Source organism: Stenotrophomonas maltophilia group sp. RNC7, assembly GCF_030910085.1.
Taxonomy (GTDB): Bacteria; Pseudomonadota; Gammaproteobacteria; order Xanthomonadales; family Xanthomonadaceae; genus Stenotrophomonas; species Stenotrophomonas sepilia.
Map to the genome: position 1 here is coordinate 19,907 of NZ_JAVFVN010000737.1, position 17,846 is coordinate 37,752.

Annotated in this window: 12 protein-coding genes and 1 pseudogene; 6 read left to right on the forward strand and 7 right to left on the reverse strand. The window is 63.2% G+C overall.

The window, feature by feature from the left end; all coding sequences use genetic code 11:
- Window positions 1–87: 87 nt before the first annotated feature.
- Both RCF13_RS16230 and RCF13_RS16235 read left to right on the forward strand, forming a co-directional pair.
- The gene (locus RCF13_RS16230) at window positions 88–1,701 is read left to right on the forward strand and encodes an ATP-binding protein (protein ID WP_134968485.1); all 1,614 of its coding nucleotides are present in this window, start codon (window positions 88–90) and stop codon (window positions 1,699–1,701) included.
- Between the two features lie 60 nt (window positions 1,702–1,761).
- Window positions 1,762–3,135 carry a sigma-54 dependent transcriptional regulator gene (locus RCF13_RS16235; RefSeq protein WP_075676419.1) on the forward strand — a complete coding sequence of 458 codons (1,374 nt, stop codon included), beginning with the start codon at window positions 1,762–1,764 and terminating at the stop codon, window positions 3,133–3,135.
- 173 nt (window positions 3,136–3,308) lie between these two features.
- Here RCF13_RS16235 and pilB read toward each other — a convergent pair whose 3' ends face one another.
- The 3 genes from pilB to RCF13_RS16250 form a co-directional block, all read right to left on the reverse strand.
- On the reverse strand, window positions 3,309–5,039 hold the full coding sequence (gene pilB, locus RCF13_RS16240; RefSeq protein WP_134968484.1) for a type IV-A pilus assembly ATPase PilB: 1,731 nt from the start codon (window positions 5,037–5,039) through the stop codon (window positions 3,309–3,311).
- Window positions 5,040–5,263: 224 nt separating this feature from the next.
- Window positions 5,264–5,671, reverse strand: a complete 408-nt coding sequence (locus RCF13_RS16245) for a pilin (RefSeq protein WP_134968489.1) — start codon at window positions 5,669–5,671, stop codon at window positions 5,264–5,266.
- A 116-nt stretch (window positions 5,672–5,787) separates the two neighbouring features.
- On the reverse strand, window positions 5,788–6,204 hold the full coding sequence (locus RCF13_RS16250; protein WP_134968483.1) for a pilin: 417 nt from the start codon (window positions 6,202–6,204) through the stop codon (window positions 5,788–5,790).
- A 356-nt stretch (window positions 6,205–6,560) separates the two neighbouring features.
- Between RCF13_RS16250 and RCF13_RS16255 the strand changes: the two genes are divergently transcribed.
- From RCF13_RS16255 to coaE, 3 genes are read left to right on the forward strand one after another with little or no spacing between them, the layout of a single operon-like run.
- A complete protein-coding gene (locus RCF13_RS16255; protein WP_134968482.1) occupies window positions 6,561–7,820 on the forward strand; it encodes a type II secretion system F family protein in 1,260 nt (419 codons plus the stop codon).
- 7 nt (window positions 7,821–7,827) lie between these two features.
- Window positions 7,828–8,691 carry an A24 family peptidase gene (locus tag RCF13_RS16260; protein WP_065185263.1) on the forward strand — a complete coding sequence of 288 codons (864 nt, stop codon included), beginning with the start codon at window positions 7,828–7,830 and terminating at the stop codon, window positions 8,689–8,691.
- Window positions 8,692–8,702: 11 nt separating this feature from the next.
- Window positions 8,703–9,314, forward strand: a complete 612-nt coding sequence (gene coaE / locus RCF13_RS16265) for a dephospho-CoA kinase (RefSeq protein WP_134968481.1) — start codon at window positions 8,703–8,705, stop codon at window positions 9,312–9,314.
- A 352-nt stretch (window positions 9,315–9,666) separates the two neighbouring features.
- On the opposite strand, the gene RCF13_RS16270 is transcribed toward coaE, so the two are convergent.
- Window positions 9,667–14,502, reverse strand: a complete 4,836-nt coding sequence (locus RCF13_RS16270) for an RHS repeat-associated core domain-containing protein (protein ID WP_308141346.1) — start codon at window positions 14,500–14,502, stop codon at window positions 9,667–9,669.
- Between the two features lie 89 nt (window positions 14,503–14,591).
- Here RCF13_RS16270 and RCF13_RS16275 point away from each other — a divergent pair.
- Window positions 14,592–14,732 (forward strand): annotated as a pseudogene (locus RCF13_RS16275) (dephospho-CoA kinase); the annotation flags it as partial.
- A gap of 173 nt (window positions 14,733–14,905) precedes the next feature.
- On the opposite strand, the gene RCF13_RS16280 reads toward RCF13_RS16275, so the two are convergent.
- The 3 genes from RCF13_RS16280 to RCF13_RS16290 all read right to left on the reverse strand — a co-directional run bounded on the left by RCF13_RS16280 (window position 14,906) and on the right by RCF13_RS16290 (window position 17,844).
- Window positions 14,906–15,292, reverse strand: a complete 387-nt coding sequence (locus tag RCF13_RS16280; RefSeq protein ID WP_231352268.1) for a hypothetical protein — start codon at window positions 15,290–15,292, stop codon at window positions 14,906–14,908.
- Between the two features lie 541 nt (window positions 15,293–15,833).
- Window positions 15,834–17,204 carry a HAMP domain-containing sensor histidine kinase gene (locus RCF13_RS16285; protein WP_032954439.1) on the reverse strand — a complete coding sequence of 457 codons (1,371 nt, stop codon included), beginning with the start codon at window positions 17,202–17,204 and terminating at the stop codon, window positions 15,834–15,836.
- The gene (locus RCF13_RS16290) at window positions 17,167–17,844 is read right to left on the reverse strand and encodes a response regulator transcription factor (protein ID WP_005410804.1); all 678 of its coding nucleotides are present in this window, start codon (window positions 17,842–17,844) and stop codon (window positions 17,167–17,169) included. Before RCF13_RS16290 ends, RCF13_RS16285 begins: the two co-directional genes overlap by 38 nt.
- Between the last annotated feature and the right edge of the window lie 2 nt (window positions 17,845–17,846).

Genomic DNA, 17,846 nt, shown 5'->3' on the forward strand with positions numbered 1-17,846 from the left:
CGAAGCGACGTACCGCCCGGCCTCAGGGGACGCCGGGCAGGCCCGCCGCAGATTCCAGACCCAGGCAGCCAGAAGGGGAGTTCCGGCGTGTCACCCAGTGCTTCATTGATCGACCGCATCGAATCGATTCCGCGGCGTGAGCTGTATTTCTTCGCGCTGTACCGGGTGCTGATCGCCTCGGTCATCGCCGCCCTGCTCTACAGCCCCTTGTCGGCCATGGTCGGCGAAGCCCACCACCCGCGGCTGGCCGACACCGTCGCCGCCATCTACCTGGTGCTGTCGCTGCTGGCGCTGGTGATCGGCCGCAACGAACGCTGGCTGCGCCCGATCGTGGTCAGCGGCGTGCTGGTGGACATCGTCGCCGCCACCCTGCTGTCACATGCCCTGCCCGGTGCCAGCGCCGGCATTTCGATGTCGCTGCTGTTCAACATCGCCGCCGCCGCCACCCTGCTGCCGCTCAGCCTGGGGCTGGGCCTGGCACTGGCCGCCAGCCTCGCCACCGGCGTCGAATACACCTGGAAGCTGCTGGAAGGCGGCGACCCCACCCGCACCCTGGCCGAACTGGCGATGTTCGCCACCAGCTACCTGGCGCTGGCCTTCATCAGTTACCAGGTCGGCAGCCGCGCGCGCCGCAACCAGCAGCTGGCCAACCAGCGCGGCGACGAAGTAGCCAACCTGTTCCAGATCAACGAGCTGATCATCCGCCGCATGCGCACCGGCGTGCTGGTGGTCGACGCCGACAACCGTGTCACCCTGGCCAACGAGGCCGCCTCGATGCTGCTCGGTGACAGCGACGGCAGCGGCGAAAGCGGCCGCCTGGACCTGGCCAGCGCCGCCCCGGAACTCGCCCGTCGCCTGCAGCGCTGGCGCAACGGCTGGGCCCAGGACGAACTGCCGCTGCAGCTCAACCCCGACCAGCCCGAAGTGCAGCCCCGCTTTGCGCGCCTGCTGGCCGGCAGCGAGCTGGCCCTGGTGTTCCTGGACGACTCCAGCGTGGTCTCGCGCCGTGCCGAATCGCTCACCCTGTCAGCAATGGGGCGCTTCTCGGCCAGCCTCGCCCACGAGATCCGCAACCCGCTGGCCGCGATCAACTACGCGGTGCAGCTGCTGGAGGAAGGCACCGGCTTCAACGAAAGCGACCGCCGCCTGCTGCAGATCATCCGCCAGCAGTGCCAGCGCACCAACGGCATCGTCGAAAGCGTGCTGGGCCTGGCCCGGCGCGAGCGCGCCACGCCCGAAAACGTCGACCTGGCCGCCTTCGTGCGCCGCTTCGTGCTGGAGTACAAACAGGGCCAGACGCTGGAGACCGACAGCATCGAACCGATCATCAGCGAGATCTCGGTGATGGCCCAGGTCGACACCAAACACCTCTACCAGGTGCTGACCGTACTGGTGCACAACGCCCTGAAATACGGCCGTATCGGCCAGCAGCCGGCCCGCGTGCGCCTGCGCGTGGCGCAGCACGAACGCAGCGCAGTGATCGACGTGATGGATCGCGGCCCCGGTATTCCCGAGACCGTGGCCGCGCAGTTGTTCCGGCCGTTTTTCACCACCTCCGAGCACGGCACCGGGCTGGGCCTGTACATCGCCCGCGAGCTGTGCCGGGCCAACCAGGCACGGCTGGACTACATCCCGGTACCCGCCGGCGGCTCCTGCTTCCGCCTGGTGTTGCCCGGCCCGCATACGCTGTTGCCCACCTGATCTCGATTCTGTGCGTCAAACATTTGTCGCTTCCAGCCCCCTCGTTTATCTTTCACGCCCATGAACGAAACCCGCAGCGCCCTCGTCGTCGACGACGAACGCGACATCCGCGAACTGCTGGTACTGACGCTCGGCCGCATGGGGCTGCGCATCAGTACCGCAGCCAACCTTGCCGAAGCGCGCGAACTGCTGGCCAGCAATCCGTACGACCTGTGCATCACCGACATGCGCCTGCCGGACGGCAACGGCATCGAGCTGGTCAGCGAGATCGCCCAGCACTACCCGCGCACGCCGGTGGCGATGATCACTGCCTTCGGCAGCATGGACCTGGCGGTGGAAGCGCTGAAGGCCGGCGCCTTCGATTTCGTCAGCAAGCCGGTGGACATCGCCGTGCTGCGTGGCCTGGTCAAGCACGCGCTGGAACTGAACAACACCGAGCGCCCTGCACCCGGCCCTGCCGCCGAACAGGGCGCACGCCTGCTTGGCGACTCGCCGGCCATGGACGTGCTGCGTACCACCATCGGCAAGGTCGCGCGCAGCCAGGCGCCGGTCTACATCCTCGGTGAATCCGGCGTGGGCAAGGAACTGGTCGCACGCACCATCCACGCCCAGGGCGCCCGCGCGGCCGGCCCGTTCGTACCGGTCAACTGCGGCGCCATTCCCGGCGAGCTGATGGAGAGCGAATTCTTCGGCCACCGCAAGGGCAGCTTCAGCGGCGCCCACGCCGACAAGCCCGGGCTGTTCCAGGCCGCCCATGGCGGCACCCTGTTCCTGGACGAAGTGGCCGAGCTGCCCCTGCAGATGCAGGTGAAGCTGCTGCGCGCGATCCAGGAAAAGTCGGTGCGCGCGGTCGGCGCCGCCAACGAGGAGCCGGTGGACGTGCGCATCCTCTCGGCCACCCACAAGGACCTGGCCGAGCTGGTCGAGGACGGGCGCTTCCGCCACGACCTGTACTACCGCATCAACGTGATCGAACTGAGGGTGCCGCCGCTGCGCGAGCGTCGCCAGGACCTGCCGGAACTGGCCGCGTCGGTGCTGGCACGGCTGGCCCGCAGCCACGGCCGCCCGACGCCGTTGCTGGCGCCGTCGGCATTGGATGCACTGGCCCAGTACGCCTTCCCCGGCAACGTGCGCGAACTGGAGAACATCCTGGAACGCGCGCTGGCCCTGGCCGAAGAAGACCGCATCGGCGCCGACGACCTGCGCCTGCCGCAGCATGCCCCGCGCACGCCCGGCAGCGCAGCACACGCCGAAGCCGTGGTGGACCTGCAGCCCGGCAGCGCCGCCCTGCCCTCGTACATCGAACAGCTCGAACGCAGCGCCATCCAGCGCGCGCTGGAAGAGAACCGCTGGAACAAGACCCGCACCGCCGCGCAGTTGGGGATTACCTTCCGCGCGCTGCGCTACAAGCTGAAGAAGCTGGGGATGGAGTAGAGCCGAGCCCATGCCCGGCTGCGCGGTGGTCGGGACCGCGCCATCCACGCATGGCGTGGATCTATTATGGGACCCGTGGCCGATCATCCACGCATGGCGTGGATCTACTGTAGAGCCGAGCCCACGCTCGGCTGCTCTTCGGTACCTCAGCCGAGCATGGGCTCGGCTCTACCTCAGTCCTTGGTAACGCGGTTGATCTCGGCCAGGCTGGTAATGCCCGCAGCAGCCTTCTTCAACGCCGACTGGCGCAGATCGTTCACCCCGATCTGCTGCGCGGCCTCGGCAATCTGCAACGCATTGCCGCCAGCCAACACGATCGTGGCGATCTCGTCGGTCATCGGCATCACCTGGTAGATACCGGTACGGCCCTTGTAGCCCTCGGTGCACTCATCGCAGCCGACCGCCTCGTACAGCTCGATACCCGCGTCCAGCTGCGCCTGGGTGAAGCCTTCGGCCAGCAGCGCATGCTCGGGCAGATTGGCCGGGCGCTTGCAGTTGTTGCACAGCCGGCGCGCCAGGCGCTGGGCGATCACCAGCGTCACCGAGCTGGTGATGTTGTACGGCGCGATGCCCATGTTCATCAGGCGCGCGATGGTCTGCGGCGCATCGTTGGTGTGCAGCGTGGACAGCACCATGTGGCCGGTCTGCGCCGCCTTGATCGCGATCTCGGCCGTCTCAAGGTCGCGGATTTCGCCGACCATGATGATGTCCGGATCCTGTCGCAGGAACGAGCGCAGTGCCGCGGCAAAGGTCATGCCGCGCTTGTTGTTCTGCTGCACCTGGTTGACGCCGGGCAGGCGGATTTCCACCGGGTCTTCGGCGGTGGAGATGTTGCGCGTCTCGTCGTTGAGGATGCCCAGCGCGGTGTACAGCGACACCGTCTTGCCCGAACCGGTCGGGCCGGTCACCAGCACCATGCCGTACGGCTTGTGGATGGCCTCCAGGAACAGCTTCTGCTGGTCCGGTTCGTAACCCAGCTTGTCGATGCCCAGCTTGGCCGCGCTGCCGTCGAGGATACGCAGCACCACCTTCTCGCCGAACAGGGTCGGCAGCGTGCTCACGCGGAAGTCGATCTGCTTGGTCTTGGACAGATTGAGCTTGATGCGTCCGTCCTGCGGCACGCGCTTCTCGGCGATGTCCAGCTGCGCCATCACCTTCAGGCGCGCGGCAATGCGCTGGTTCAACTTCACCGGCGCGCGCGCGACCATCTTCAGCAGGCCATCGATGCGCAGGCGCACGCGGTAGTCGTCTTCATAGGGCTCGAAGTGGATGTCCGAGGCGCCCTTGCGGATCGCGTCCACCAGCACCTTGTTGACGAACTTCACCACCGGGGTGTCGTCGCCCTTGGCATCGATGCCGGCGTCGCCGCCCCCGGAAATGTCCTCGTCACCGCCGGACACATCCAGGTTACCAATGCCATCGTCGTCACCACCGAGCGCGTCGCCCAGCGTGTCATGGCTGGCATGCCACTGCTCGAGCGTGCGGCGGATCTGGTCTTCATCCACCAGGATCGGTTCCACCACCAGATTGGTGTGGAACTTGATCTCGTCCAGCGAATGGGTCGGGTTGCTGGTACCCACGAACAGCTTGCCGCCGCGCTTGAACAGCGGCAGCACGTTGTGCTTGCGCAGCAGCTCTTCGCTGACCAGGCTCATCGCGTTCTGGCTGGCGTCGAACGTGGACACGTCGAACAGCGGCATGCCGAACTCGACCGCATTGGCGGCCGCCAACTGGGCCGCCCCAACCACCTTGTTCTGCGCGAACCAGGTCGGCAGCGGCTGGCGGGCCGCAGCGGCCTTGGCCATGGCGTCGCGGGCGGAAGCCTCGTCCAGCGCACCATCCTGGACCAGGCGACGGGCCAGGCCGGTGATGCCGACGAGATTGGCGGTGGTTACGGCGTTCATATGAATCCTTGGCTCATCATGGGTCAGGCAGTGCGGCGCGCCTTCCAGGGGCACCGCACAGGGCAGCAGAACCTGCCGCGACCCGCTGGCCGACGACGACGCCAATCCTTCAGCATGACTGCCTCGCCCGGCACTCCCAGTCCGGCAGGCACGATCCTGACTCCCCCCCGGATGATAGCCCCGTCAACGGCCCGCCAACATCCCATTGGCAAGCCGAAGTGTGATCAACAGCCGGTTGGGCGATAGCGCGCTTCGAAGGCGCTGCCGTCGCAGGTCCAGGTGCCGTCGGCTGCGCGGCGGAGGATGAGGTCTTTGCCGGTGATCGCCGGGCCACCAATGACGGTACAGCCTATGCTGGCCACGCCACTGGCTGCCAACTCTGCCGATACAACCGAGCAGCGTGCAGTAGGCCTCAAGCCTATATAGGTCGCGTCAATCAACGAACTATCGCGACTATCCTGAACTGTCGTTTCAATTGTCGTCTTGCCCGGTCGGATATCGGCAAAGGCTGCCGACAACTGCGTCTTCGCGACATAGTCCTGATAGATCGGCAATGCAATTGCCGCAATGATCGCAATGATCGCCACGACGATCATCAGCTCAATCAGAGAAAACCCACGCTCCCGGCTCATATGGAACACTCCCCAATGGTTCCAGACCTGCTCCAGCAAATCTGACTGCCCAGGCAATCAGCCCCAAAAAAGAGGCCCCGACGAGCGGGGCCTCTGATCAACCGATGCAGGTCACATTAGCCAGTGACGCAGCCGCTCGGGATGTACTTCTTGTCCGCTGCGGTGATATCGGTCTTGCAAGCCCAGGTGCCATCAGCGGCACGTTCCACACGGATCTTCTTGCCGATGATCTTGGTGTTGCCCTTCAGGGTGCACTCGATCGAGCCCGTCGCGCTCAGGGCGGTGATCGGCGAGATGGTGCAACGGTCAGAGTCCTTCAGACCCAGTTCGGCGATGTCGGCGACGGTGGTCTTGCCTTCGTTCAGGGCAACTTCGTACTGGGTCTTGCCGGGGGTGATTTCAGCCAGGCCAGCAGTCACCTGCGACTTGGCCACGTAGTCCTGGTACATCGGCAGGGCGATGGCGGCCAGGATGGCGATGATCGCAACGACGATCATCAGTTCGATAAGGGTGAAGCCCTTCTGGTTCTTCATTTTGGTACATCCCCAAGATAAGTGGTGGTTGATTTCAGAGCACAGGATCGGTCTGGCCGGCGGCCAGCTGAGCGGGTCCTGCCCCCTGCGGGTGGATCAACGCAGGTTGCGTGCCAACCCCGGCACGCCTCCCCCTGGATTTCCCCGCGCCCATGATGGCAGCTATTTCACGGATGGGAACCCCCCGCATGCGAATCTGCGATGGACGCGGCAATGTGACGCAGTGCGTCACCTTTGGTCGGCACCTGGCACGAATTCGCATCATGGGCCCCTTGGCAACTGCCCAGACGGGCATGAACCCGCTACCATCAGGGGCTAGATGCCCGCCTGGGGATGGCGGGTCTTGGGGAGCCGATATGTCTGTCAGTCGCAGTGCGATCAAGAAGGAGCCCGTGGCGCGCAGCACCACGGAGCTGCAGCCGTTTGTCTGGGTGGGGACCGACAAGCGGGGCGTGAAGATGAAAGGCGAGCAGGCCGCAAAGAATGCGAACCTGCTGCGGGCTGAGTTGCGCCGGCAAGGCATTACGCCAGGCACGGTCAAGCTCAAGCCCAAACCGTTGTTCGGTGGCTCCGGCAGCCGAATCTCGCCGAAGGACATCGCTTTCTTCAGCCGGCAGATGGCCACCATGATGAAGTCCGGTGTGCCTATCGTCAGTTCGCTAGAAATCATTGCCAGCGGGCACAAGAACCCGCGCATGAAGAAAATGGTGGATGGCCTGCGCACCGATATCGAGGGCGGATCATCGCTCTACGAAGCGGTCAGCAAGTATCCGGTGCAGTTCGACGAGCTCTACCGCAATCTGGTCAAGGCGGGCGAGGGTGCCGGCGTTCTGGAAACAGTGCTGGACACTGTCGCCAACTATAAAGAGAACATTGAAGCCCTGAAGGGCAAGATCAAGAAGGCAATGTTCTATCCCGCCATGGTGCTGGCAGTTGCCCTGCTGGTCAGTGGCATCCTGCTGGTCTGGGTGGTTCCTCAGTTCGAAGATGTATTCAAGGGTTTTGGCGCGGACCTGCCCGCGTTCACCCAGATGATCGTCAATCTGTCCCGCTTCATGGTCTCGTGGTGGTGGCTGATCCTGCTGGTCATCATCGGATCAATCGTCGGCTTCATTGCCGCATATAAACGGTCGCCGAAGATGCAGCACAGCATGGACCGGCTGGTCCTGAAGCTGCCGGTCATCGGGCAGATCATGCACAACAGCTCGATCGCCCGCTTCGCCCGTACCACCGCTGTCACCTTCAAGGCCGGCGTACCTTTGGTGGAGGCCCTGGGCATCGTGGCCGGCGCCACCGGCAATACGGTTTACGAGCATGCCGTATTGCGCATGCGTGATGACGTATCGGTCGGTTACCCGGTCAACATGGCCATGAAGCAGACCGCCCTGTTCCCGCACATGGTCATCCAGATGACCGGCATCGGCGAAGAGGCCGGTGCCCTGGACGCCATGCTGTTCAAGGTGGCCGAGTACTATGAGCAGGAGGTCAACAATGCCGTTGACGCCCTGAGCAGCCTGCTGGAGCCGATCATCATGGTGATCATTGGTACCATCGTCGGCGGCATGGTCATCGGCATGTACCTGCCGATCTTCAAGCTCGCTTCCGTCGTCGGATAATCAATACATGGCATTTCTAGACCAGCATCCCGGCCTCGGCTACCCCGCCGCGGCCGCCCTGGGGCTGCTGCTGGGCAGTTTCCTCAACGTCGTCATCCTGCGCCTGCCCAAGCGGCTGGAGTGGCAGTGGAAGCGTGATGCGCGCGAGGTCCTGGAGGAACCGGACTTCTACGAGCCCCCACCACCGGGGATCGTGGTCGAGCCCTCGCACTGCCCGCACTGCAAGCACAAGCTGAGCTGGTACGAGAACATCCCGCTGTTCAGCTGGCTCATCCAGGGCGGCAAGTGCCGCCACTGCAAGGCGCCGATCTCGCTGCAGTATCCGCTGGTCGAGGCCCTGACCTCGGTGCTCGTGCTGGCCTGCGTCTGGCAGTTCGGCTTCGGCTGGCAGGGCTTCGGCGCCATCGTGCTGACCTGCTTCCTGATCGCCCTGTCCGGCATCGACCTGCGCACCCAGCTCCTACCCGACCAGCTGACCCTGCCCCTGATGTGGCTGGGCCTGATAGGCAACATCGACAACCTGTACATGCCGGCCAAGCCTGCATTGGTCGGCGCGGCGGTGGGTTACCTGTCGCTGTGGATGGTCTGGTGGCTGTTCAAGCAGCTGACCGGCAAGGAAGGCATGGGCCACGGCGATTTCAAGCTGCTGGCCGCCCTCGGCGCCTGGTGCGGGCTGAAGGGCATCCTGCCGATCATTCTGCTGTCGTCGGTGCTGGGCGCCATCATCGGTTCGATCTGGCTGTACACCCGGGGCCGTGACCGCGCCACGCCGATTCCGTTCGGCCCCTACCTGGCCATCGCAGGCTGGCTGTACTTCATGTGGGGCGCGCCCGTGGTCGAGCAGTACCTGGTGTTGAGCGGACTGCGCTGAGGGGAATCCCCATGAGCCGGTATGTAGTGGGCCTGACCGGCGGCATTGCCGCCGGCAAGAGCGAGGTGACCCGGCGCTTCGAGGCGCTGGGCATCGTGGTGGCCGACGCCGATCTGGCCGCCCGCGCGGTGGTCGCTGCCGGCAGCCCCGCCCTGAACCGCATCGCCGAGCGTTTCGGCGCCGACATGCTGCAGGCGGATGGCAGCCTGGACCGGGCGCGCCTGCGTGCCCACGTATTTGCCGACCCGGCCGAGCGGGCGGCACTGGAAGCGATCACCCACCCGGCCATCCGCCTGCTGATGCAACAGCAGTGCGAGCAGGCAACCAGCCCCTATGCGATTGCCGCCATTCCGCTACTGACCGAGGTCGGTGGGCGGACCGCCTACCCGTGGCTGGACCGGGTGCTGCTGGTGGATGCACCCGAAGCCGTGCAGCACGCCCGGCTGATGCAGCGCGACGGCATCGACGCCGCACTGGCCGACAAGATGATCGCCGCCCAGGCCAGCCGCACGCAGCGGTTGGCACTGGCCGATGATGTGGTGGTCAACGATGGCCACCCGGAAGACCTGCAGGCGCAGGTGGAAGCGCTGCATGAGCGCTATTTGGATTTGGCTGGGGGCTGAGCCGTCCGCATTGCGCGGAAGCGCTTTCACACACAACTTGGATCTCCTGAGATATTTCATCCACTCATCTCGATCGGCCTCGGCGTCCCTTTTTCCGCCTACGCCTTTCCGCAGATCCTTTTCCGTGCCAAACCACAATGGAAACAAAAATGAACATCACTCCCGCAACAATCCAGGAAAAGCCCATCAATTTGTTATAGATCGACTGGCCGAACAAACGAATCAAGGCGCTATACAGACCACAGTTCGCTCGGCAAGGCCCTGTCCCAATCAATGCATCGTCCATGACTGCAACGCCATAGACGACCATCAATAGACCCACAAGAAAGCCGAATATCCGCAGGACCACCACTTATCTGCGCCCCTTCCAATTGATTAACGTGTCGCGCACTATCTCAATGATATCGGCAGACTCGACCTCGGGCCTTGATAGAAGTGGCGGATACGGATTTGTATAGTAGGCGCTCGCACAAGAGCAGCCGCGCGCATGAACCTGCGCCACAGTTGGATCAGACGGAAATCCGCCCACCATTACGTCGCCACTGGTACAGCGGTCCTGAGATGCCCTGCAAATTTCAACGGCACAATACTGGGTGTAGTCATGCTCACTCACAAGACTTGCCGCGTTCTCCAATGACCCCACGTCCTCAGGCGAAAGCCCCCGTGAATAGATGGGCGAGGAGAGTGAGTTCGATTGAACCGCTCTTACTTGCGCACGAAGCGCCCGCCTTCTCTGTGCTGAGTTCCCGCCCCCATGTCTATTCATGTTCGGCGGGACTCCGCCTCTCAGCCCCAGTGGGTCCACTAGTGACAACGGATCTCCTTCGACATAGGAAAACGTTGACAACCCACCCCATAGTCCAATGGGATCACTCTGCAGATATCGTCCCGTCTCAGAATCATAGTCGCGGCGGTAGTTGTAGAAGAGTCCATTTGCATCCGTGGTCTGTTGCCCAGGAAAGCGCAGCGCCAGCTCGAACGCCACACCGTCTCCGTCCGGATCGGCATTCGGAATCTGGTTGCCGAACACTTCACTCTTACTGCTCCACTCCCAGATCGCCGAATCGCGCGCCGGGTCGATTACCACGCGCGGCGTGCCCAGATGATCCGGCTGGACGTAGGCCAGGTCCGGCACGCCGGTAGCCGGCATGCTGATCAGCGCCACCGGATAGTTTTCCAGCCAGATGGCTTGCTGCTGTGCCTGGCCCGTGGCCGAATAGTTGCCCAGCCACTTCCCCGCTTCGTCATACAGGGTGATCTGAGCAGCGCCACCGGCTGGGGTGCGCAGCACGCGCTCACCGCGATGGTTATAACCGTAGCTTTCCAGTACGGCATCGTCCTGCTTCACCGCATTCATGCGGTTGGCATCGTTGTAGGTGAACATCTTGCTGCCGATGCTGGTGGTGTTACCCGCTGCGTCATGGCTACGTGCCTCGCCATCCACCGCGGTCAACCGGTGGCTGGTTGCTGGATAGGTGTAGCTGGCGGTGCCTGCCGAGGTGGTCAGCGCGGTCCGATTACCGGTGGCGTCATAGGCATAGGTTTCAATCGGCGTGCCGGTTGCACCATCCCGGGTCTGAGTCAGGCGGCCCAGCGCATCGTAGCCATATCGCGCCAGCCTGGTCGTCCCGGTGCCGTCCTTGACTTCAACAATATTCCCATCCGCGTCGTAGCCGAATCCGATGGACAAGCCTCCGGGCGCCGCGTCATACACCCGAGTCGGACGGTAATCGGCATCCAACTCCCGAAGCAGATGGCGGCCGTTACCGTACGCCCAACCCGTCATCGGGCCAAACGGTGCGTACGTGATGTTGGTAACGACCACCTTCCGAGCCTGCCCTGGAAGCGTCAGTCCTACCTCACTGGCACGGCCCAGATTGTCGTAGGCATAGTCGGTGATACTGCCATCCGGATAGGTCAACCGCTCCAGCCTCCCCGCCTTGGTGTAGGAGTAGCGCAGAGTCAAACCAACCCCATCGACCGTCTGTACCTTGCGTACCAACTGACCGAAACGGTCATAGCAGTATGCCGTACTGCCACCCGCATGCAGCACCTGACCCACGCGCCCCTCGCCGAAGCGCTCACCAGCCGGGCAGACCGCAGGGGCAGCATCATAGGCGTAGACCACATCAAGATTCGGGTCCGCATAAGTGATGCTCTTGAGGCGATTGATCACATCGTAGCTGTAGGACGCTTTCACACCACGCGCATCAGTGCGCGTGGTGCGGTTGCCCATGGCATCCACCGTAAAGGCATCAGTGCCAGTATCCGGGCTGAGCTGGCCTTGAGGAGTGCCAAATCCATCGTATACGTACCGTGTCGCAAGCCCCTTGGGATCGACGACCTGCTCTACCTGCCCGTTGGCGGAATAGGCATAGCGGACTTCGGCATTGATCCCACCCGCGTCTTGAATCTGCACTTTGGGGCGATCTGCACCATCGTAGGTACTCATTGAGATGACACCCAGCGGACTCTCGGTCTCCAGCACGTTGCCATTGGCATCATGACGGAAGAGGAAAGGCTGTCCGTCAGCACCCGCCTGTCGGGTCATCTGGCTATGGGTGTCGAACTGACGATCCCCGAACCGCTTCAACGCACCACTACTGTCCCGGACCTCTTCGCGGATACGGTTGCCTGCAGCATCCAAGGTATACGAAACACGATTGCCAGCGGCATCCTCGATGGCCACCAGTCGATCGGCCGTGTCATAGACCATGCGAACCCACACACCATCTGGCCCGGTGACACGAGTCCGCTTGCCAGTAGAGCTGTACTCGTAAAGGCTGATGCGATCATTGGCCGGCACATCGCCCTTGAGCGCCTCCGTCAGAACGCGCCCCATCGAATCGAACAACCGCTCGACTACGGAACCATCGATGCCACGGATCTGAACCGGGTTACCGAGCGCGTCATACTCCAGCAACTCGGTGCGCTGACCCAACGCATTGACGATTGCCCGCAGGTCGCCCTTGCGATGGGAACATGCGCCCCCTGCGTCACAGCCCGGATCATTTGCGCCGAAGTACTCAAACTGCGTGACATTGCCCGCCGGATCCTTGATCGAGCGCTGAAGGCCCACGAGGGGGCATAGCATTGCATTGGCGGCCACATCTGCATCCGTGCAATACGCACGTGCCGTCTGCCGGACATTGCCAGGCGCAACGGGTAGGGAGCCACACACGTAATCCGTGCTCTGCGTTGCATCGTACTGGCATGAATAGAGAGCACGCCCCGCTGTATCCAGCACTTCTCTATCAAGCGAAACGAGCTGTTCATCGCCAGCGTTCTTCTGGCTCACACGTTGTTCAATCACCCTGTTGCCCGAATCACGGACCGTCCGCGTCACCCGCCCCAATGATTCCTCTGTCGTCGTCAGCACCTGCGAAACCGGGCCGCTGCTGGAGTCGGCGTAGGCGTACGAAGTGCGATTCCCCAGCGCGTCCTGCGTATAGGAGGGGCGGCCATATGGCGTGAAACCGAACGACTTGCTCCCCTTGGAATCTGTGGTTTGGGTGATCTGCCGGAACTTCTCACCGCCAATGAAGTTCTGACGTACCTCACCCAAGCTGTTCACGGTCGTCGCCGAGCCATCATTGTTGTAGCTGATGGTGATGGCATCCACAGACTGCCCCGCCGACCAGAGATGGCTCCCCGTGACCTTGGCCTTCTCGTTGTACGAGAACGTTGCGTGACGCGCGCCGCCTTCGACGATGCCAGTCAACAGGTTACGCCCCGCCGCCGGGGCGAGCCCAGGCTCCGCGTACAGATATTGTCGAGAGGTGCCATCGGGCCTCACGACCCTTGTGAGGTTATCGAAGTCATCGTAGGTGTATGAAGCCGCTGAGCCGTCGGGGAGCGTAATTGAGATCAGCCTGCCACGTTCGTAGGCGAAGACCAGCGACCGGCCCAACCCATCAACGGCTCGCTGCAGCCTGCCATTCACATCGTAGCTGAGCGACACTCCGTTCTTTGGATCCGGGTCGCCGATCGCAATCAAACGCCCCTGCGCGGTGAAGCGCCGCGTTGAACCTGACTCCTCAACGAGCTCGAATTCACCGCCAGGGAGCTTCTTGAGCGTCTCCGCAGAAGCGCGCTCACCACGTCCGGATGAGTAGGCTTCCAGATAGCCTCGCTCCGTGAAGCGTCCCTCCCCATAGGAGGACGTGAATGAACCCATATAGGAATGCGACCAGTTGGTACCCACATCTGGCGAAATTTGAATCTGCCCCAGCGAGTGATAGGAGCGAACGAAGTCCTTCCCGGCAAACTGGAAGTCCACCTCAAATCGCGCCTTATCACCCGTTGCAGGAAAACAGGGATTGCAGTTGCCTGGAGTCGACTCAGTCTGAGTGACGTTGTAGATGTAGATGGATTCATGTGCATCAACGGCCCGGCATACATTTGGCCAATCAATGAGCGTTGAATTCGGATTGTACTGAGGATGCCCACCATCGATGACCCGATAGCCAACTGGACAGTCAAAGTACTGAAATCTCCCGATACTGTTCTTCCTCTGATCAGGCACTCCAGTACCCCAGCCAGGACAGTAGACCTCATAGTGCAGTTCACGCGGGCTGGCGAGAGAGTAAAAAACTGCAGTCCCGTAGCCGTAGTGGGACGTTATGCTCGAGTACGGTTGCAGGTGTTCGCCTGACACTCCACGACTGACATGCGTACACTCCGGGAACAGTGACTGCATATATGCCATATAGCCACTGACCATCTCGTCTTCACTCTTGCAGTGGCTTTTTCCATGCCCTGCGGCGGCAGCTTGGCAGTAGCCCAGCTCTGGGCCGTCATTGCCCAGACCATAGCCAGGCTCGTACCAAACTTCAGGCTGCCGATCAGGTGCTTGGTAGAGAATTCTAAGCACATCACCAGTGGCGGGAGACCAACTGTCCCGAATGGTCCTTTCTTTGCGAAGTGCACTTCCGTACCGCGACTTCGACCGCATCAGAGACTCCGCTGCACCAATGTTGTCGAAGCAGCTCCCCTGATAACAGTACCTGGTTTCGGAAGGCGGCGTCTGCGCAAATGCGGCCCCGACAAACAGCATTACGCCAAAGCAGACGAAACTGCACAACGAAAAATAGAATCTGAACATACGCTCCAATCCCTGGATTAAACAGGCCTGTAGAAATACCAAATTCGTGCGATTGAGCTGGCCGTAGTGCAACTTGCGTCCCAACTGCTACCTCGGCCCCAGATGCCGACGGCCTTTCTGGACGTAGCAAGAGCGTAACGCGTCCGGAGGCCGTTCCCCCAACTTATACGTACCAGATCTCAACCGCCCAGCCCAGCCGCGCGCAGCGCTTGGCACTGGCCGATGATGTGGTGGTCAACGATGGCCACCCGGAAGACCTGCAGGCGCAGGTGGAAGCGCTGCATGAGCGGTACCTGGGGTTGGCTGGGAGTTGAGGCCGGGTTGCCGGCCAGCGGCCGGCACTACCGGAGCGACTCCACGCACGGCGGTGATCTACCGGGCGCCAGCGTGGAACTGCTGTAGAGCCGAGCCCATGCTCGGCTGCGATCATCAAGCCGAGCATGGGCCCGGCTCTACAAAGTGTTCTGCATCCACGCCTGGCGTGGATCTACTCCAACTGCAGGCGGGCATAGCGGGCCAGTTCTCGTGCGCCAAGCAGCAATCCATCTACGACATCCGGGCTGAGCTGCTGGTGGGCACCGCCCTGCTCGCGGGCGGCTTCGGCGGCGTGCAGCACCTGCATGAGTGCATTCAAGCCGGCCAGGGTGCGGCTGAGGCCGGCCATGGTGGCCGCCTGTGCCGGGCTCAGTCCCTCCGCTTCCAGCCGTCGGCCGTCTGCTGCATCGCGCCCGTCCATGCGGGCAAGCAGCGCAGGCAGCAGATCCTTCGGATCATCGAGCAGGGTTTCGATGCGCGCGGCGACGTCGGCCGGCAGCAGGTCAGCGGCTTCGCCGATCAGTGCGTACAGTTGGGGGAACACGGGGCGTGCGGACATGGTGGATCTCCTCGCAGTCGGCGAGCCACCTGCGGATGCAAGGTGGCGGACGGTGCGGGTTGGCGTACCGGAGACCCAACAACTCAAGCGCGAGGAAAAAGACTCCAGCGGATTCTGATGAATCCCCACGCACCATCCGCCGAAACAAGGCAGCCGATGCATTTTCCATGATGAGCCGCAGCACACCCGGAGCGCTTGAGTTGAAGGTTTTTTTCAGGACGCCAATCCCGGCCAGGGCACCTGCCCTGGCCGCTCCATCTGGCCATCACGTAGCGCTGTGATCTGTAAGGAAATTCTCAAGCCGCCGCTGAGGGTACGAATGCGTGCATGCGGACACGCACGCGGCGTGGCGGCGGTCACGGTGATGTCGTGTTGGGCTTCTGGCGCATCACGACTGCGAAGTTAATTCGATGGCACAAGCGACACAGGGCGCGACACGAACCCGCTGTGGAGCCGAGCCTATGCTCGGCTTCGGGAAGCCACCGCAGCCGAGCGCGGGCTCGGCTCTACAAACGTGGAGCCCCCACCAAAGTAAAGCCCCTTACAACGGCTTCGGCGAGAACGTCAGGGTGGCGATCACGCCGCGCTCGCCACCGGGGCGCACGCTCACCTGCCAGCCATACAGATCGCACAGACGGCTGACGATCGACAGGCCGATACCACCGCCCTGCGAATGGCCGGCGTGCGTGCCGCGATAGCCGCGCTGGAACAGCTTGGCGGCATCCTCTTCGCTCAGGCCCGGTCCGCTGTCGGTTACCGACACCGAATTGCTGCCGACAAAGACGCGGACCTCACCATCCTGCGAGTACTTCACCGCGTTGCCGATCAGGTTGCCCAGCGCCACCGACAATGCCGCCTCCGGCGCATCGATCACCAGGTTGCGTTCGCCTTCCAGCGCCAGTTCCAATGGCTTGCCGCCCAGCTGTGCGCGGTGGGCGTCCAGCAGCTGTTCGGCCACGCGGGCGACGTTGCTGGTGCCCTGCCCGCGTTCGTTGCGCGACAGCAGCAGCAGCGCGCCGATCAGGTCGCTGCACTGCTGTTCGGCACGCTGGATGCGCTGCAGACGCTGCAGCACCTTCTCATCCAGGCCGGGCCGGGTCAGCAGCAGTTCGGTGGCGCCACGGATCACCGCCAGCGGCGTGCGCAACTCGTGGCTGACGTCGGCGTTGAACTCACGGTCGCGCTGCACCACTTCGGTCAGCCGCGACGAATAGTCATCCAGCGCCTGCGCCAGCTGCCCCACTTCGTCATCGGGGAAACGTGGCGCCAGCGGCTCGGGCTCGCTCGTGCCGCCGCGATAGGCACGCAGCCGCGCGGCCAGGTCCGAAACCGGCTTCATCACCTTCGACGCCGACCACCAGCCCAGCACCAGCGACAACAGGCTGAACACCAGCACCGACAGTACCAGCGCGCGGTTGAGCTGCTGCCCGCCGCGCACGCTGTCGGTCATGTCGTAGGCCAGGAATGCCCAGGCGTCGGGCGTCTTGCGCACGGCCAGCTTGTAGGAATAGCGCTGGCCGCGCTCGTCCACGCCGCCCATGTTGTACAGGCCATCCTTGAACTCGTACCAGTCCGGCTCTTCCTCGCGCAGCGCCTCGAACTTGTCAGGCTTGATCAGGCGCGCACGCATCTGCTGCACGGGCAGGTCGGGGTTGCGATCCGGGCTCTCGTAGAACCGCCGCACGTACTCGTTGATGTTGCGGTTCATCACGTCTTCCACCAGTTGGTTTTCCACGCGCATGCGGGCCCAGTTGGTGGCGAACGCGAACAGTGTCGTCAGGCAGAAGCCCAACAACACGAACGAGACGATGATGCGGCTGCGCAGGCGCCGCCGATACGGCGAACGCCGGCGCTCCCCCTTGGTTGCCACGGAATCAGGCTTCCGGGGTGGCGATGCGGTATCCGATGCCATGGCGGGTCTGGATCAGCGGCACTTCAAACGGCTTGTCGACCACCGCACGCAGGCCGTGGATGTGGACACGCAGCGAATCCGAATCGGGCAGCTCTTCGCCCCAGACGCGGGTCTCCAGTTCCTGGCGGGTAACCACGGCCGGCGCGGCCTCCATCAGGGCCTGCAGGATCTTCAACGCGGTCGGGTTGAGCTGCAGCAGCTTGCCCTGGCGACGCACCTCCAGCGTGTCCAGGTTGTATTCCAGGTCGCCGGTTTCCAGCACGCGGGTCTGCACGCCCTTGCCGCGGCGCGACAGCGCGTTCAAGCGCACTTCCACTTCCTGCAGCGCGAACGGCTTGATCAGGTAGTCATCGGCACCGGAATCGAAACCGGCCAGCTTGTTGTCCAGCGAGTCGCGGGCGGTCAGCATCAGCACCGGGGTCTGCTTGCGCGCCTCGTTGCGCAGCTTGCGGCAGACTTCAATGCCATCCATGCCCGGCAGGTTCAGGTCCAGCACGATGGCGTCGAACTCGTGGACCACGGCCAGGTGCAGGCCGGTCACGCCGTCGGCGGCGAAGTCCACGGTGTGGCCACGATCCTCAAGGTAGTCGCCAAGGTTGGCGGCGATGTCGCTGTTGTCTTCGATTACGAGAATGCGCACTG

What these genes read in the sequence shown, in the direction of transcription:
- RCF13_RS16235 (WP_075676419.1), top strand. Translation starts at nt 1,762, where the DNA reads ATGAACGAAACCCGCAGCGCCCTCGTCGTCGACGACGAACGCGACATC.
- pilB (WP_134968484.1), bottom strand. Translation starts at nt 5,039, where the DNA reads ATGAACGCCGTAACCACCGCCAATCTCGTCGGCATCACCGGCCTGGCC.
- RCF13_RS16245 (WP_134968489.1), bottom strand. Translation starts at nt 5,671, where the DNA reads ATGAGCCGGGAGCGTGGGTTTTCTCTGATTGAGCTGATGATCGTCGTG.
- RCF13_RS16250 (WP_134968483.1), bottom strand. Translation starts at nt 6,204, where the DNA reads ATGAAGAACCAGAAGGGCTTCACCCTTATCGAACTGATGATCGTCGTT.
- RCF13_RS16255 (WP_134968482.1), top strand. Translation starts at nt 6,561, where the DNA reads ATGTCTGTCAGTCGCAGTGCGATCAAGAAGGAGCCCGTGGCGCGCAGC.
- RCF13_RS16260 (WP_065185263.1), top strand. Translation starts at nt 7,828, where the DNA reads ATGGCATTTCTAGACCAGCATCCCGGCCTCGGCTACCCCGCCGCGGCC.
- coaE (WP_134968481.1), top strand. Translation starts at nt 8,703, where the DNA reads ATGAGCCGGTATGTAGTGGGCCTGACCGGCGGCATTGCCGCCGGCAAG.
- RCF13_RS16280 (WP_231352268.1), bottom strand. Translation starts at nt 15,292, where the DNA reads ATGTCCGCACGCCCCGTGTTCCCCCAACTGTACGCACTGATCGGCGAA.
- RCF13_RS16285 (WP_032954439.1), bottom strand. Translation starts at nt 17,204, where the DNA reads ATGGCATCGGATACCGCATCGCCACCCCGGAAGCCTGATTCCGTGGCA.